At 40.7% G+C, this 16,708-nt stretch carries 11 protein-coding genes and 1 rRNA gene; 7 read left to right on the top strand and 5 right to left on the bottom strand.

Going from position 1 to position 16,708, the window contains the following annotated elements; translation table 11 throughout:
• Positions 1-2: 2 nt before the first annotated feature.
• Both DBR40_RS02710 and DBR40_RS02705 read right to left on the bottom strand, forming a co-directional pair.
• The gene (locus DBR40_RS02710) at positions 3-3,416 is read right to left on the bottom strand and encodes a family 16 glycoside hydrolase (RefSeq protein ID WP_124558274.1); all 3,414 of its coding nucleotides are present in this window, start codon (positions 3,414-3,416) and stop codon (positions 3-5) included.
• A 42-nt stretch (positions 3,417-3,458) separates the two neighbouring features.
• A complete protein-coding gene (locus DBR40_RS02705; RefSeq protein ID WP_124558273.1) occupies positions 3,459-4,739 on the bottom strand; it encodes a Gfo/Idh/MocA family oxidoreductase in 1,281 nt (426 codons plus the stop codon).
• Between the two features lie 236 nt (positions 4,740-4,975).
• Between DBR40_RS02705 and DBR40_RS02700 the strand changes: the two genes are divergently transcribed.
• Entirely contained in the window at positions 4,976-6,241 is a 1,266-nt protein-coding gene (locus DBR40_RS02700) for an ROK family protein (protein WP_124558272.1), read from the top strand.
• On the opposite strand, the gene DBR40_RS02695 is transcribed toward DBR40_RS02700, so the two are convergent.
• Positions 6,238-6,609 carry a hypothetical protein gene (locus DBR40_RS02695; RefSeq protein ID WP_124558271.1) on the bottom strand — a complete coding sequence of 124 codons (372 nt, stop codon included), beginning with the start codon at positions 6,607-6,609 and terminating at the stop codon, positions 6,238-6,240. The genes DBR40_RS02700 and DBR40_RS02695 overlap by 4 nt on opposite strands.
• A 334-nt stretch (positions 6,610-6,943) precedes the next feature.
• Between DBR40_RS02695 and DBR40_RS02690 the strand changes: the two genes are divergently transcribed.
• From DBR40_RS02690 to DBR40_RS02665, 6 genes are all read left to right on the top strand, one after another.
• The gene (locus tag DBR40_RS02690) at positions 6,944-7,573 is read left to right on the top strand and encodes a Crp/Fnr family transcriptional regulator (protein WP_124558270.1); all 630 of its coding nucleotides are present in this window, start codon (positions 6,944-6,946) and stop codon (positions 7,571-7,573) included.
• A gap of 105 nt (positions 7,574-7,678) precedes the next feature.
• Positions 7,679-8,737, top strand: a complete 1,059-nt coding sequence (locus DBR40_RS02685) for a glycoside hydrolase family 43 protein (protein WP_124558269.1) — start codon at positions 7,679-7,681, stop codon at positions 8,735-8,737.
• Between the two features lie 18 nt (positions 8,738-8,755).
• Positions 8,756-11,320 (top strand): alpha-L-arabinofuranosidase C-terminal domain-containing protein, encoded by a 2,565-nt coding sequence (locus tag DBR40_RS02680; protein WP_124558268.1) that lies wholly within the window; start codon positions 8,756-8,758, stop codon positions 11,318-11,320.
• Positions 11,321-11,576: 256 nt separating this feature from the next.
• Complete coding sequence (locus tag DBR40_RS02675) at positions 11,577-12,758, top strand: glycosyltransferase family 87 protein (protein ID WP_124558267.1); 1,182 nt, start codon at positions 11,577-11,579, stop codon at positions 12,756-12,758.
• On the top strand, positions 12,755-13,684 hold the full coding sequence (locus DBR40_RS02670; protein ID WP_124558266.1) for a glycosyltransferase family 2 protein: 930 nt from the start codon (positions 12,755-12,757) through the stop codon (positions 13,682-13,684). Before DBR40_RS02675 ends, DBR40_RS02670 begins: the two co-directional genes overlap by 4 nt.
• A 3-nt stretch (positions 13,685-13,687) precedes the next feature.
• Entirely contained in the window at positions 13,688-14,485 is a 798-nt protein-coding gene (locus DBR40_RS02665; RefSeq protein WP_124558265.1) for a polysaccharide deacetylase family protein, read from the top strand.
• Here DBR40_RS02665 and DBR40_RS02660 read toward each other — a convergent pair whose 3' ends face one another.
• Positions 14,486-16,252 carry a S8 family peptidase gene (locus DBR40_RS02660; RefSeq protein ID WP_124558264.1) on the bottom strand — a complete coding sequence of 589 codons (1,767 nt, stop codon included), beginning with the start codon at positions 16,250-16,252 and terminating at the stop codon, positions 14,486-14,488. It lies immediately after the preceding gene.
• A gap of 342 nt (positions 16,253-16,594) precedes the next feature.
• Positions 16,595-16,706 (bottom strand): 5S ribosomal RNA (gene rrf / locus DBR40_RS02655).
• Between the last annotated feature and the right edge of the window lie 2 nt (positions 16,707-16,708).

Raw genomic sequence — 16,708 nt, 5'->3', positions numbered from 1 at the left:
TCTTATTTGGTTACTTTATTGTTTAGCTCTTTAATCCTGATGTTTCTGAATTCTACCGGTGAACCGTGGCCAAGGAAACCAATGTGCCCGCTATCGCGCAGTAATCCAGGGTGTGGTTTATGATCGGCAGCACCATTCTTTCTCGCGTCGGTAATATCGGCATCCAGAATTACAGTTCCGTTTAAAACTACTTTTATTTTCGGACCATTTACCACTACCTCTTCATAATTCCATTCGCCAACCGGTTTTAGAAATCCTCTTTTAGCCGGAATAGTGCCATAAATAGACCCATGGTACTGGTACACATGCAAATCTTTATAAATAGGGGCCTCGTTATCTAAAATCTGTAACTCCATCCCCTCATAAGCCGCATCGCCTTCAAAAGGAGCTCTGATTCCTAAACCGTTGTTGGCACCCGGAGTTAATTTAAACTCAAAACGGTATACGAAATCGCTATACTCATCTTTGGTAAATAAATTACCTCCCGATCCTTTACCTGGTTTCGGCCTGATGGCAATATTTCCGTCTTCGATAATATAATCGGTTGTATTTCCGGTCCAGCTGTGCATATTGGTACCATCGAACAATACTTTATAACCTTCTTTTTTCTCCTGGGCACTTAACTCAAAAGGTTTTGGTCTTGGTATTTCCCTGATAAAAATATCGCGGTAAGCTACCGGCGATCCGTGTGCCTGTAATTCGATTTGCTCTTCGGCAAAAATAGGCAGGTTTTTATCCCAGTAATTTTCGAGCACTACGTTATCAGTTACCAATTGTCCGTTCAGGTACACGGTAACCCTATCGCCATGCATTAAGATCCTGAAAGTATTCCACTCATCGAGTTTGTTATCGGCCACTACCAATGGCTTGCTCGGATTTACACGGTTGTTGTACAAACCGCCCGAACCGACCTGGGCACCTACTTTTACACGGGCATTATCCCAGATCTGCACCTGTGGCGTGCCGCGCAGGTAAATACCCGCATCGCCTTCTCCTTTTTTATCGTCGATAATTTTCCAGTCTACCAGCATTTCAAAATCGCCGTACTTTTTTAAGGTAGCCAGGTTATTGCCGTGGCTTTGAAACTGCAGCTCGCCGTTTACCACTTTCCAGCTTTCTTTCATCTCGGCATCGGCTTTAGCTTGTTCGGTAGCCAGGGTAGCGGCATCCATTTTGGCCCTTTTTATCGGATCGGCTACTAAACCTTTCCAGCCTGTTAAGTCGGTTCCGTTAAACATCGAAACAAAACCTTCGCCTTCTTTCATTTCTGCAAGGTATTTGCGTAAGCCTTCTTTCTGGTATTCGGCATCGGCACCTTTTAGTACCTGGATGGTTTTATTGATCAAATCTTTTACAATGATGCCATTGTATTTTCCGGCCATTACTACATTCATCACCGTGGTGGCAGCGGCTTGTTGCAGCCCTGCATCGTCAAGATATTTACCCACAAAAATTAAAGTATTGAAGGCTTTGGCCTGATCGGCAGATTTTAAAATCTCCTGCTGCTGCGTTGTGGTTTTAGCTACCGCCATCGCATTGCGCAACATCAACAGTTTTTGCTCAGGAGCAGCGCCCGAAGTATTAATCAATCTTAAATATCCTTTTAAAGCCTGGTTAAGGTATTCTGCATTGGTAGTGGTACGTGCTATTTTAATCAGCTCATCTGCCGATCCGCTATCGTTCCACGATGATAAAGCCAGTAAAGCAGCCTGCTTATCGGCATCGCCTCCAGTACTGAAAGCTGCAGAAACGGCAGCTAACGCTTTTTTACCACCCAAACTGCCTAATATTTTATAATACAATGGCTTTTTCTCTGCCGTTGCAGCATCCATCTGTTTTAAAATTACATCTACCTGCTCTTCTTTACCACCTTTTACTGCCGAAATAACAGCATCCTGTACACTCACCAGCTCAGTCTGATCGGAAGTTTCGTTTAACAATACAAACAACTGCGGTAAATCCTGTGCATTTACAGTTGTAGATAGTGCCCTGTAAGCCGCGTTTTTAACTTCGGGGTTTTTATTTTTAAGCAGGCTATAAATAGCGGGTAACTCGTTGTGCGCTGCACGGGCAGCCAGTACATTAATTAATGCAACCTGAGCATCGGGCTTAGCTTTAGGAATAAAGGCAGCTACCTGCGTGGTTACTCCATCTCCTTTTATTCTCAACAAGGCATTGCTATAGGCACTTAATGTTGAGGTATCGGCCTTAGTCATCGATTTAAGCAAGGCGGCCAGCGCAGCTTCCTGCCCAATGCTTCCAGTAGCCTCAATAGCAGCCAACTTTACACTTTGGTCTTTACTGTTAATGAGTTTGGTTACCGCAGGCAATGCAGCTTGTACTTTGGCCTGGGCCAGCATTTGGATAATGGCTACCTGTGTTTCGGCATCGGCTTTGCCTAATTTACCAATCCAGGCATCGGCTGTTCCTTTGCCGGCAATTAAATTGGCTGTAGCAAATTTCAGGGCAGCAGCACGGTATTTAAAATCAGGATCGTTTAAAGCAGCCAATAAATAATCGGGCTCGGTAGCAGCTACTATTTTTAATGCTGCTGTACGGGTATGTACCAAATCATCGCCTTTTGCTTTTTCTAATATTTCTTTCGCAATACTTGTGGCCAATACTTTATCGGTTAACAACAGTTTGTTGGCATATACCAGATAAGCATCAACGGCATTGGTGTTTTCGGGTTTAAAGCCCACACTGCTGGCGCTATTCGCCAATACTTCTTTCGAAGCCGGATCGGCAATGTTAGCAAGTGCATAGAGACAAACTTTAGCTACATCGCCACTCATTTTACCTGCAAAAAGTTTTTTTATCGCCTCAGCTGCTTGTTTCGAATGGCTGTGACCAAGTGCATCAACAATAGCCAACTGTGCTTTGCCACTTGTTGCCGGCAAGGCAGCCAACAAAGCAGCGGTAGCATTTTCGGTATTGATTTTAGCCAAAGCCCTGGCAGCCGGATCGGCAAGCACTTCATCTTTTAAATAAGGCGCAATGCAACTAACAGCTGCATCGTTTCCAACCAGTTCAAACTGACTGATTACGAAAGCTTTGTTTGGGTTATCGGTTAATTTTGCCAGTGCCTTGCAATAAGCAGCAGCACTCATTTTACGCAGGCTTTCTTGCCCTGCCTTACTTACATAAGCCGAAAAACCACTAACTGCATATTCAATTACCGCATTTCCTTTTGCACCAGGGGCTAAGCCACCAATTAAGCCAACATAGCCATCTTCGCCTAAATCGGCAATTTCCTGCATATTTCTGTTCAGCTGTTTGGCATCTCTCGCCGGCAATTGGGCCAGCAGATCGGCAATGCGGGTAGTGGTGGTACGCTGATCGGTTTTATCTTGTGCATATATAGCCTGTTGCAACATCACAATAGCCAACAGTGCAAATATTAATTTCTTTATCATTGTTATCGATTAAAAATTTCTGTAAAGTTTGGTTTAGATGAACTATATGGTGAAAGGTGCACGCATTACCGGATTGATCAGTTTATTGGCTGCTTCATCATCAATAAATTCCTGCTTAACCGGGTCGAATTTTAAAGAACGGCCCAGGCGGAGTGCTGCCAAACCAATATTTACGATATTACAAGAGCGGTGTCCGTTTTCCTCGTTCAGTGCAAATTGCTGTCTGGTTTTAACCGAGGTTACAAAATCTGTCATCTGTGGAGCCGGATCAGGGAATGCGGCCAGTTTACGCTCCAAATCCGGAATATCGGATTTAAAGCCAGGATAAAGCTTTCCTTTTGGTCCTTCTATATAAGGCACATTGGCATCTTTGCCTTCGCCATCTAAAATAATCTGGCAACCATCGGCATAGGTATAGGTAATCCTTCTCCAGGTACCCACGGCATCACTATGTTGTTGTGGGGCATCTACTTCTACCGAGATTGGATTGGTATCATCTTTGCCCAAAAAGTACTGGATAGGATCGATATAGTGCTGACCCATATCGCTTAAACCGCCACCATCATAATCCCAATAACCGCGGAAAGTACCGTGTACACGATGGGTACTGTAAGGTTTAAACGGTGCAGGCCCTAACCACGAATTATAATCAAGCTCAGCAGGTACAGGTTCTACTGGTAAATTTTCTTTACCTACCCAGTAAAATTTCCAGTCGTAACCCGTATGCTTACTTACGGTAACCTTTAAAGGCCAACCCAGTAAGCCACTATCAACCAGTTTTTTGATGGGTTTTACCGTTGTTCCCATGCCATAAAAAGTATCTTTAAACCTAAACCAGGTATTTAAACGAAACATGCGACCGTGTTGCTGTACAGCTTCCATTACCCTTTTACCTTCGCCAATGGTATGTGTCATCGGTTTTTCGCACCAAATGTCTTTACCTGCATTGGCCGCATCAATGGCCATGGTTCCGTGCCAGTGTGGCGGCGTGGCAATGTGTACAATATCTACCTCAGGCAGTTTTAGTAATTCGCGGTAATCGCTAAAGGTTTTTACGCCCTTATCCAGCATGGGTAACGATTTGGCAATATGCCTGCTGTCTACATCGCAAATGGCTACTACCTGTGTGCCATCGTAAACAAAGTGGTTACGGCCCATGCCCCCTACGCCTATTACCGCCTTGGTTAATTTATCGCTGGGCGCTATAAAGCCTTGTCCGCCCAGTACGTAACGGGGCACAATTGTAAAGGCAGCAAGGCCCACTGCTGTTTTTTTAATAAAGTCTCTTCTGGAGTTTGTTTGTGGTTCTTCTTTAGTTTTCATTTTGGTTGTTGTGTAGAAATAAACTTATCTGATGGTTCAGTTTAAAATTAATAGCCAATGCATTATATTTTTTTCAAAACAGGATACAGCGACATTAAATAGCATATTTGGTTAGTTAATGTTAGGAAGAAATTGTTAAAAAGACAAAACATCGTTTATTTCTTTACGTATGAAAAAAACTTTTATAAATTTTTAACAGAAGTTCTATATATTTATCCAAATTGAACCAAATATTCATGAATCTTAACCTATTAAATAGCATATCCAATTATGAGGGGAATAAAAGGCTGACCCAGAAATATGAGCTGATTAAATACCTTTTCAGTATAGGGCCATCGCCGGTTTCAGCATTATGTGAGCTGATGAACATGAGTACCCCCAGTATTTTGAAGCTCATTAGCAGTTTAACAGACGAAGGTTGGATTGAAAAGAAAGGTTACGGTGCATCCATGGGTGGTAGAAAACCTGATCTATATAGCTTAAAGGACAAAAAAATCCTGATTGTTTGTATCGATATCGAATTGTTCCATACCAAAATAGCCATTATGGACAACAATTATAATTTCATATTTGGCCCTAAAACTATCGCCCTTCCTATCTCAAAAAGCAGGGCCGATTTCTTCCATATTTTAAACACCCATTTACAGGATATTCTTCAATCACAAAACATATCAAACGGCGAACTGATTGGTTGCAGTGTAGGTATGCCCGGCCTGATTGATGCAGCGCGTGGCGAGAACTACAGCTATTTTTTGAATGATGCTGAAAATATTTCGTTAACTGCGGCATTCGAAAAAATGTTGAATTTGCCTGTAGTGATCCAGAACGATGTAAATGGTTCTACGATGGCCGAGTTTACACATGGCATGGCCAAAGGCAAAAAAAATGCGCTCATTTTACTCATGGATTGGGGTGTGGGCCTGGGTATTATTATGGATAGTAAGTTGAGACCCGGAGCCTGTGGTTTTTCGGGTGAATTGGGGCATATTCCTTTCGTAGAAAACGGCGCTTTGTGTTACTGTGGTAAACACGGTTGCCTCGAAACCATTGCATCAGGTAATGCACTATCCGAAATGGCTAAAGAAGGCATTTTATCGGGCAAAAATTCTATGCTAAATAAGCTCAGTAATGAAGAACTCGAAAGGATAGAACCAGCCGTTATCATTGCAGCCGCCAACAAAGGCGATCAGTATGCCATTCAATTGTTATCCAATATCGGCACACATATGGGCAAAGGCATTGCTATGCTCATTCAGCTCTTTAATCCCGAACTGATTATTTTAAGTGGCAAAATTGCCGAAGCAAAACAATACATTACCTTGCCCATGCAGCAGGCTATTAATACGTATTGTATGACCCAGATCAGAGAGAAAACAACCATTGTATCATCAGAGTTGGGCGAAAACTCGCGACTGATGGGTTATGCTACAACAGGCATTGGTCAGTTTTTGGATAACTATATTAAACAGGCCAAAACATCGAAGTTAAAGCAAATGGCTTAGCTGGGTTTTTCGGGTTTATTCCTGCTACGGTTTATCTGGGTTACCAAAATTACTCCCGCCAGTGCAGCCGATAAAAAAATACCCTCCAGCACCCATAGTTTCTTGTTCCGTTTAAAACCTTTGTAAAAATTGTGCATGGCAATTACGCCTAGGGCGCTCAGTTCAATATCTCTCTTCATTATTTTTGAAGGGTCCATATTTTTCATCAAGGTTAACCGCAATAATTGATCAATAACCCCAATATTTTGCGAAATGCCTTTTCTGATCTGTTTACGGCTTGCGGTTGCTCCCAACCTTTTTGCTGCAGCCTGCAAGCCGGCAGTTGCAAGTTCAGTAATTACTTTTCTTTTAGTATCTTTTCTCTCCATTATCATCTTTCTTATTATGCTAACCGGATCGCAAACAGATAGTTTTAGTTAATTTTAAAAAGCTAATTGCACCAGGCTATCTGTTTTTACAATAAAAATTATGTAACTTTATTAATACAGTATTTTTTTGTATAAATAATCCTATTTAAAAAAACCTAATAGCTATATTTTACGTAGATACGGAATAATTAAACAAACATATTAGAAAAGCCCATCATCCCGCTATGGAGTAAATGTGGTCTTACTGCTTAAAAAGTACCACCTATATCCATTAAAAGTGTTGAACTGATGCTTTTATTAATAACACATTATTCAACAAACTAAACGTTACAATATGATGCTCCATCCCCAAAACAGCTCTTTTGTACAACCGCTCATTCAATTTTTTGAGCAGTATTATCCAGTTTCTGATTCGATGATTGCAGAGTACGAAAAACATTGCTCGCTAATTAAGGTTAGAAAAAACAAGCACATTGTTTCTCCGATTGATAGTAATGCTGCACTTTACTTTGTAAAAAGCGGTATAGTACGTGGCTTTGTTAAAGACGGCACAAAAGATATTACCACCTGGTTCAGTTTCGGTAACAACATTGTAGGTGCCATCCGCCACCCCGATCACAAAGCCTACCATTCGGTAGAATATCTTCAGGCACTAGAAGATTGCGAACTGATCCGTATCCCTTATATTTTAATCGATGCCACTTACGCCAAATACGAAGAAGCCAATGTGATTGGCCGCAAGCTTTTGGCCCTGCATTACTATGCAGCTTCAGAAAGATCGATACTAGCGCGCATTCCTAATGCACTGCGCCGCTACCGCATGCTCGAAGAAAGCAAAAAAATTGATATGAACCGGATCCCCCAGCGCTACCTGGCCAGTTATTTGGGTATGCGTCTGGAAACCCTGAGCCGGATTAGGAGTAAAGAATTACATAAAGAAGCTGTGGCTGCTTCTTCTTCATAACAGCTTAAATTTTAATGGCGCATGTTATCAGGAACAAATAATCGTCATAATGACGATTATTTGTTATTTTAGTGGTTCAATCTGCTAAAACCAAATATAAAGCCAATGATTATTTTCTACCGGACCACAACACTTTTGATAGCGCTATTCTTTTCGATTAACCTTTTTGCCCAACGAAAACAGCAAGCGCGCGAAAAAGACAAGGCTGCTTACCTGATGGTATACTTTAAAGATGATACCCATGGTTTATATATGGCCTTAAGTAAAGATGGTTACAGTTTTACCGATGTAAACCAGGCCAAACCTGTTATTGCAGGCGATACCATTGCTGAACAGAAAGGCATCCGCGATCCGCACATTTACCGTGGCCCCGATGACATGTTTTACATGGCCTTAACCGACCTGCATATTTACGGCCAAAAGGCAGGCTACCGCAATACAGAATGGGAACGGGATGGAAAAGCGTATGGCTGGGGCAATAATCGCGGTTTGGTGCTTATGAAATCGAAAGATTTGATTCATTGGTCGCACCGGGTTTTAAGAGTAGATCAATCTTTCCCCGAACTGGCCGATATTGGCTGTGCCTGGGCACCAGAACTGATCTTTGATGAAAAAGAAAATAAGCTGATGATCTACTTTACCATGCGTTTTGCCAACGGGAAAGACAAGCTCTATTATGCTTATATGGATAAAGATTTTACCCGTTTCGAATCACAGCCAAAGCTGCTTTTTCAGTACCCGAAAGATGTATCGTATATCGATGCCGATATTACTAAAGTTGGCGACAAGTTTCACATGTTTTACGTTCCGCATGATGGTACATCTGGAGTAAAACAAGCGGTTTCAACATCTATCAATAAAGATTATCAATACGACGACCGCTGGTACGACCCTGAAAAAGTAGGTTGTGAGGCGCCTACGGTTTATAAACGTATTGGCGAAAATAAATGGGTGCTCATTTATGATATCTACCGCATTACCCCGCATAATTTCGGTTTTAGTGAGACCAGCGACTTTACGAATTTCACCAATCTGGGCCGTTTTAACGAAGGAGTAATGAAATCGACCAATTTCTCTTCGCCCAAACATGGCGCGGTAATACACCTTACTAAAAAGGAGGCAACAGCATTAGCCCGTAACTGGAATTTAAACATGAAGTTTTAACCGAATTAACTCAAACAAATGAACAAACAATTATTGTCGGTTACAGTCCTTTTGCTTACCGTTATAAATACATTTGCTTTTAAAAAAAATGAACCCGACTCAGCTTACCTTTTTGCCTACAACGCAAATGGATTACGCTTTGCCTGGAGCTTAGATAAGCAGCACTGGACACCAGTTGGCAATAATTATACCTTTTTAAAAAGTGATTATGGCCGTTGGGGTACCGAAAAGAAAATGATAAACCCTTATTTGATTCAGGGGAAAAATAAACAATGGGTTTGCGCCTGGAGCCTAAATAATCAAACCATGCAGTTTGCCACTGCTCAATCGGCAAATTTGATTAGCTGGAAACCGCAAAGCTACCCTTACGTTACCAGCGGTAAAAATGTACTGCGACCAGTGATAAGTTATAATCCCGGCGAAGATGAATATACACTGATTTATGCAGATGCTGAGGGAAAATATTTTGAGGTAAAATCTAAAAATTTAAATCATTACAGTGCTGCAAAACCCGTAAACGCAGCTGCTTACCGCAATGCCAGTACTGTTATTCAAATGGATGGTAAATTGGATGGGCAAATGTTCCACTTACCCTGGACTGATATTTTAGCCCTTAAAAAAGCTTACGAGTTGCAGGATTATAAGAGCAAGCAGAATGCCGAGCAAAGCAAAGATGATGCCTTCCGTTTTAGCGGATTAAAAGATTTAACCGCCAAAATAACCTTCGAACCTGAGAAACCCAAAGCCATTAGCAGCATGTTAACAGGTATTTTCTTCGAAGATTTAAACTATGCGGCCGATGGCGGCCTTTATGCTGAACTGATTCAAAACCGCGATTTTGAATACAATTTACGCGATAAAGGTTTTAACGACAAAAACTGGAACGGTACATATGCCTGGGCTATAACCGGTAAGGGGGCCAGCATGCAAATTGATTCTGTTGCACCAATACACCCCAATAACCCGCATTATGCAATGGTAAATGCTTTAAGTACAGGCGCTACTTTAAGCAATAGTGGTTTTGATGGCATTACCTTGAAAAAAGGCGCAACCTATCTTTTTTCGGTCTTTACAAAACTGGCAGGCAAGGAAAGGTTAAATCTAATAGTAAAGCTTACAAGTGCTAAAGCTGGTTTAATTGCGCAAACTACATTAAAAATTGGTCAGGCAAACTGGCAAAAACAAGCTGTAACACTGGTATCGTCTGCAGATGTTGCAGATGCCAGGCTAGAGCTCATACTCGAAACTGCAGGGCGTTTTGCAGTAGATATGGTTTCTTTATTCCCACAAAATACTTTTAAAAACCGTAACAATGGCTTAAGAGCCGATCTGGCCGAAACAATTGCAGCCATCAGACCACGTTTTGTTCGTTTTCCTGGCGGTTGTTTAGCTCATGGCGATGGCATTGCTAATATTTATAATTGGAAAAACACTATTGGCCCGCTCGAATCACGCAAACCCGACCGTAACCTTTGGGGTTACCACCAAACTATGGGGCTTGGTTATTTGGAGTATTTTCAGTTTTGTGAAGACATTGGTGCTGCTCCTGTTCCGGTTATTGCTGCCGGCGTACCTTGCCAAAATTCATCAACAGGTGGTGGCGGGCAACAAGGCGGTATCCCAATGAGCGAAATGGATGCCTATATTCAGGACATTGCAGACCTGGTTGAATATGCCAATGGTGATGTTAAAACTAAATGGGGCAAAAAACGGGCTGAGGCCGGTCATCCAAAACCTTTTAACTTAAAATATATTGGCATTGGTAACGAAGACCAGATAACTGAAGTATTTGCCGAGCACTTTACTATGATTTACAAAGCATTGAAGAAGATTCATCCCGAAATTGTAATTATTGGTACTGCCGGACCATTTTTTGAAGGCACGGATTACGATGCAGGCTGGCAGATTGCCTCAGAGCTGAACGTTCCGGTTATTGATGAACACTATTATCAATCGCCTGGCTGGTTGATTAATAATCAGGACTTTTATGACAATTACGACCGTTCCAAATCAAAAGTTTATCTGGGCGAATATGCAGCAAGTTTACCTGGAGGTAATAAAACCAATCTGGAAACCTCATTATCCGAAGCTTTATACCTAACCTCGCTCGAGCGCAATGGGGATGTAGTGAGTATGGCATCTTACGCGCCATTGATTGCGAAAGAGGGCCACACACAATGGAACCCCGATTTAATTTATTTTAACAACACCGAAGTTAAGCCTACCACTGGCTATTACGTACAGCAGTTATACGGCCAAAATGGTGGCGATATTTATTTCCCATCTACCGTTGCGCTTTCGGTAAACCAGGAAGCCGTAAAAAAAAGAATGGCATGCTCAATGGTAAAAGACTCCGCAACTGGCGAGATTACCATTAAACTGGTTAACCTGCTTCCTGTGTCGGTAAATACTACATTGGATTTAAATTTGAAACAGCATAGTTTTAATGCAATAAAGACAGTACTATCGGGGAACCCTGCCGACAAGAAAGTACTGCCACTAAAGACCAACATCATGCTTACCTCGGGTCAGCCAGTCGAGATACCGGCTTATTCGTTTACGGTTATTAAATTTAAACCATAATATTATTGCAAAGGCCATGACACATACTTCATGGCCTTTAATAATCAACTAACTAAACCTTATAAATATGAACCAAATATTTATAGGCCAAAAGTAAAGTGACCTTATTAATTGCAAATTAAATTGGCGTTAAATCGCATAAAATATGATTTCATCAGGCTATCGTCGAAATATGGATTTACGGAGTAATGCCAACCATAAATAGAATATGTTATTACCGGAACTGTTAAAATAGTTATATTGCACTGCCAAAACAATGATTCCGGATAAAAACGTTAAACGTCGAAAACTCATCTTATTTCTTTTAAAAAAGGAATGTATAATTGCCATATACCTTATACTGGCTATAATAGCAGGCTATAAACAATACCACCATCACGCCTATAACAATTACCTTATTTTTAAATACGTTTACTGGCATACAACCAGTTTACAAGATTTATACCTCAATTATCCCGAATATGCAGACAGTAACCACTATGGCCCTGTATTTTCGATACTGATTGCGCCCTTTGCGTTATTACCCGATGGCCTTGGCACAGTATTATGGAATATTGCCAACGTAGCGGTGTTACTTTTGGGTATTTACAGCCTTCCCATCAGCCTTAAAAAAAGATCAGTTATTGCCTGGATCTGTGCCCACGAAACCCTTACGGCCCTGTTTAGTTTCCAGTTTAATATTGCCTTAACAGGAATTATATTACTTAGTTTCTCGTACCTGGTTAAAAAGAAAGAGATACATTCGGCTTTTTTTATTGCTTTAGGCACTTTGGTTAAGCTGTACGGCATTGTAGGCCTTGCTTTTTTCTTTTTCACCAAAAACAAGTTGAAATTTATTGCCGCTGGTTTGGCTGCATTTGCTTTGCTGTTTGCATTGCCTATGCTCATTTCGTCGCCAGCATTCATTATACAATCGTACAGCGACTGGTACAATTCTCTTGCCCATAAAAATGACTTAAATGCTTCGTTAACTTCCTTTCAGGATATTTCTTTGATGGGAATGGCGCGGAGAATAACCGGCGATGTTAGCATTCCCAATATGCCCTTTTTATTGGGTGGATTAATCTTGTTTGGCTTACCTTATTTGAGAACTGCGCAGTTTAAACATATTGGTTTCAGATTAATGTTGCTGGCTTCTACATTAATTTTTACGGTAATTTTCAGCAGCGGATCAGAATCGCCTACTTACGTTATTGCTTTTGCTGGCGTAGCCATTTGGTTTACCACTCAAAAAGAGAAAAAAGGCTGGATAATTGCACTTTTTGTTTTTGCTTTTATACTCACCAGCTTGTCGCCTACCGACATTTTCCCGAAGGCAGTTAAAGAATTTATTCGTCTATATTCGCTTAAAGCCCTACCTTGCGTGATTATTTGGTTTACTATTGTTTACCAAATGATGAAAGAAGATTTTGAGTCTTATCTGATTACCGATAAATGAAGAAATTAGTTTCTATAGTCATCCCTGCTTACAACGAGGCCGATAATATTTTTGTAATAGCCGAAAGTATTAAAAAGGTTTTTGCTACGCTTAGTTACAATTACGAAATTATCCTGGTTGATGATGGCAGTTCCGACCATACACTCGAAAAAATAAAAGAGTATGCTACTACAGCCGGGAATATATACTTTCTCGAATTTTCTAAAAACTTTGGTCATCAGCTGGCCGTTAAAGCGGGTATGGATCATGCTTTCGGAGACTGCGTAATCTCAATGGATTGTGATATGCAGCACCCACCGGAGCTGATTCCGGATATGATTGCAAAATGGGAAGCAGGTTATGAAGTGGTTTATACCATCCGCGAAGACGATAAAAACTTGTCGAAAGGCAAAAGAAGCTCTTCAAGCCTGTTCTATAAAATATTAAACTGGCTTTCTGATATTGATTTGGAGCCCGGAGCGGCCGATTTCCGCCTGCTCGATCAGCGTGTTGTGAACGTTTTTCGTAATTTCCACGAAAATGAGCCTTTTCTCCGCGGACTGGTAAAATGGCTTGGCTTTAAACAGTTTGCCATTAAATACAATCCTGCAGCACGTTTTTCGGGTAAAAGTAAATATACGCTGAAAAAGATGTTGAGGCTGGCTTTGCATGGTGTTACTTCTTTTAGTATCAAACCGCTCTATACGGCAGTTTATCTGGGTTTTATATTGTCGTTTGCATCTGTATTGTATATCCCATATATCATTTATGCATTCGTTAACCATGTCGAAGTTTCTGGCTGGGCATCGGTAATCATGACTATTGTATTTTTTGGTGGGCTGCAGCTCATTATTTTAGGCATTATAGGCATATATGTGGGTAAGATGTTTATGCAAGCTAAAAACCGTCCCAATTACATTATCCGTTCAACTAATATCAAGCAGTAATAAATGGTTCTGTTAAGTTTCGATATCGAAGAGTTCGATATGCCTTTTGAGTATGGAAAAACGATTTCCTTTGAAGATCAGATTTCAATTTCGAGGGAGGGTACCATTGCTATTCTGGATATTCTGGATAAACATCAGGTAAAAGCAACCTTTTTCTGTACGGTTACTTTTGCCGAAAACATTCCTGATCTGATCAAAAGGATTATTGATACTGGCCATGAACTGGCTTCGCATGGTTATTACCACTCTGATTTTAAACCAGAGCATTTATTGCAGTCGAAACAAAAACTAGAAGAACTTTCGGGACAGGAAATTACCGGCTACCGCATGGCGCGGATGATGCCGGTTGATGAACGTGAAGTAGAAAAGGCCGGCTATGCCTATAACTCTTCTATTAATCCAACCTATTTACCGGGTCGTTACAATAATTTCCACGTTTCGCGAACCTACTTTATGCAAAACAATGTATTGCAGCTTCCGGCTTCGGTAAGTCCGTGGTTTAGATTTCCTTTGTTCTGGTTATCCTTTCACAACCTTCCACTGGGCATTTATAAAACATTGACAAAATGGGCTTATAAAAAAGATAAGTATCTGAACATCTATTTTCACCCCTGGGAATTTACCGATCTTAATGATTTTGAACGTTTTGGTTTTCCGGCTTATGTACGCAAAAACACCGGCACAAAAATGATTGCCCGTACGGATAACTTTATAGCTCATTTAAAAGCCAAACAATATCCATTCGGTACCATTCAGCAATTTGTTAAACCACTTATAAGCGTGGCTAAGCAGGTTCATTAATTACTTGTAGCTTTCGGCCAGTTTTAAGGCATTATATGCATTAACAATGCCTCCGCTTACACAGATCTCGCTAAAGAGAACGCGAACATTGTCGCCCTTTTCGTTTTTGTACTTAATTTTATGCGCAACCTTCGATACCGATTTCATAATTATTTCCCGTACCTGGGCGGGTTTTAGTTCGGGATAATAGCTTAAAATTAAGCCTGCAAGGCCTGCAACAACCGGCGAAGCCATACTCGTTCCATCAGCTTCTTCATATTTATTGTCGGGAACGGTTGATCTGATCAGAAAGCCCGGAGCAAACACATCCACATTGTATTTTCCATAGTTCGAAAAATCAGCTTTAAGGTTATCATCGTCCTTATAGGCACTTGCACCTACCTCAATCCAATTGCTTGCGTGTGGGAGTCTAAATTTAGCTGTATCGACCGGAATTGGCTTTAAAACAGATGTTCTGTCATAAGGGGATCTCATACCCATTCCGCCATACTGTGCATTAGGTTTTGGTGGTGTAAAATCTGGTTTAACGGCTTTTTTATGCGCCTGCTTATAGGTTTCAGCTTCCTTGCTATCAAAAAATTTATTTGGATAGTTCTCTTCCAAATCATTATCCTGATTATCGTTTCCTGCTGCATGCACTAATAGTACACCTTTGGCTTCGGCATATTTTACCGCCTCATCTACTGCTTTTTTATCCCACTTATAACTTTTACCAAAGCTCATGTTAATAACCCTGGCTCCATTATCTACTGCATAACGGATGCCGTTCGCCACATCCTTATCGCGTTCATCGCCTGTGGGCACTACTCGGATGGCCATAATCTTTACGCTATTCGCCACTCCTAAAATACCTATTGAATTGATGCGATCGGCACCAATAATCCCTGCTACGTGAGTACCATGAAAAGCATCGGGCCCTTTTACGTCGTTATTTCCGTAATTACGTTGATTTGCATCGCTGTAATCATCTCCAACCAGATCAGCCCGTACATCGTATTTAGGATTTAAATTGTATTTAAGCATGGCATCGTACTGTTTGTAGCCATCTTTGATACTTTTATAAAACTTCTCGAAACCGCCATCTTCTTTGGCGCCCTTTCTGATAATCGTTTTTACCTGTTCTTCCGTTTCATCGTCAGCTTTATATTGGTCAATATCAACTAAGGTTGGAATTTCCTTTTTATTGATCTTTGCAACAGAATCTAAAACCTTATTAATGGCAATCAGCACAGAGAATGTATTGCTGGCATCCTCATATTTCTTACCGAAATCTCCTACCATTTTCTTGTATAGCCTAAACTCTTCCTTCTGTGCACTATCTAAAGGTGTTAAATTCGTTGTAGACTGATATTTTGGTGTATAAATACGTAATAACCGTACAAGTTCGAGGTTATCAAATTCAAGGTTTCCTTTCTTTGAGCCAATAAAATTCCAGCCATGAATATCATCGATATATCCGTTACCATCATCGTCAATCCCATTGCCTGGAATTTCCTTTTTATTGGTCCAAAGTACATTTTTTAAGTCGGGGTGGTCGGTATCTATACCGCCATCAATTACGGCCACTACAATCTCTTGTTTGGGCTTTTTATCCTTTAATAAATCGCGGTAAGCCTTTTCTGTACTGATACCGAAATAACCATTTTCGGTTAAATCGAGATTAAACCAATTGGCAGGAAGTTGTACATTTTTATTCTGTGCAAAAACAGCAAAGTTAACACCGCATAAAAAAGCAAGGAAAGCCAGTTTCTTCAGGTTCAAATTCATGATAGCAATATCTACGTAATATTACAATAATACGGTTTTATTGCCTTGAGGTTAAAAGATTTTACATTTTTTAACAGGAGCAGGATACCTACTGTTAATCTAAGAATGTATCATACTCACATTTTTTTATCATGAAGAACTTAAGGCCATTAAGAATGGCTTTATAAATCTTACCATCCTAAAACAACCTTAACTTGCTTACTCCTTAATGATTCAAAAAGCTTGAAGGAAAACCGATTTTATGCTTTGGCCTTTAAGCTTTCCGTACAAGTGGCATAAAAATAGAAAAGCCTATAAAAAAAGAAAACCCTTTAACATTGCTGTTAAAGGGTTTCTTTTAAGATTTGGCACCGACCTACTCTCCCACGTGTTACCGCAGTACCATCGGCTCTGGTGGGCTTAACTTCTCTGTTCGGAATGGGAAGAGGTGGACACCACCGATATAGGCACCTAAAT

The sequence above is a fragment of the Pedobacter sp. KBW01 genome, from assembly GCF_003852395.1.
Lineage (GTDB): Bacteria > Bacteroidota > Bacteroidia > Sphingobacteriales > Sphingobacteriaceae > Pedobacter.
Note: the sequence above shows the minus strand (reverse complement) of the source record. Positions and strands in the feature narration are given on the sequence as shown.

What these genes read in the sequence shown, in the direction of transcription:
- DBR40_RS02685 (WP_124558269.1), top strand. Translation starts at nt 7,679, where the DNA reads ATGATTATTTTCTACCGGACCACAACACTTTTGATAGCGCTATTCTTT.
- DBR40_RS02665 (WP_124558265.1), top strand. Translation starts at nt 13,688, where the DNA reads ATGGTTCTGTTAAGTTTCGATATCGAAGAGTTCGATATGCCTTTTGAG.
- DBR40_RS02700 (WP_124558272.1), top strand. Translation starts at nt 4,976, where the DNA reads ATGAATCTTAACCTATTAAATAGCATATCCAATTATGAGGGGAATAAA.
- DBR40_RS02690 (WP_124558270.1), top strand. Translation starts at nt 6,944, where the DNA reads ATGATGCTCCATCCCCAAAACAGCTCTTTTGTACAACCGCTCATTCAA.
- DBR40_RS02680 (WP_124558268.1), top strand. Translation starts at nt 8,756, where the DNA reads ATGAACAAACAATTATTGTCGGTTACAGTCCTTTTGCTTACCGTTATA.
- DBR40_RS02710 (WP_124558274.1), bottom strand. Translation starts at nt 3,416, where the DNA reads ATGATAAAGAAATTAATATTTGCACTGTTGGCTATTGTGATGTTGCAA.
- DBR40_RS02670 (WP_124558266.1), top strand. Translation starts at nt 12,755, where the DNA reads ATGAAGAAATTAGTTTCTATAGTCATCCCTGCTTACAACGAGGCCGAT.
- DBR40_RS02660 (WP_124558264.1), bottom strand. Translation starts at nt 16,252, where the DNA reads ATGAATTTGAACCTGAAGAAACTGGCTTTCCTTGCTTTTTTATGCGGT.
- DBR40_RS02705 (WP_124558273.1), bottom strand. Translation starts at nt 4,739, where the DNA reads ATGAAAACTAAAGAAGAACCACAAACAAACTCCAGAAGAGACTTTATT.
- DBR40_RS02675 (WP_124558267.1), top strand. Translation starts at nt 11,577, where the DNA reads ATGATTCCGGATAAAAACGTTAAACGTCGAAAACTCATCTTATTTCTT.
- DBR40_RS02695 (WP_124558271.1), bottom strand. Translation starts at nt 6,609, where the DNA reads ATGGAGAGAAAAGATACTAAAAGAAAAGTAATTACTGAACTTGCAACT.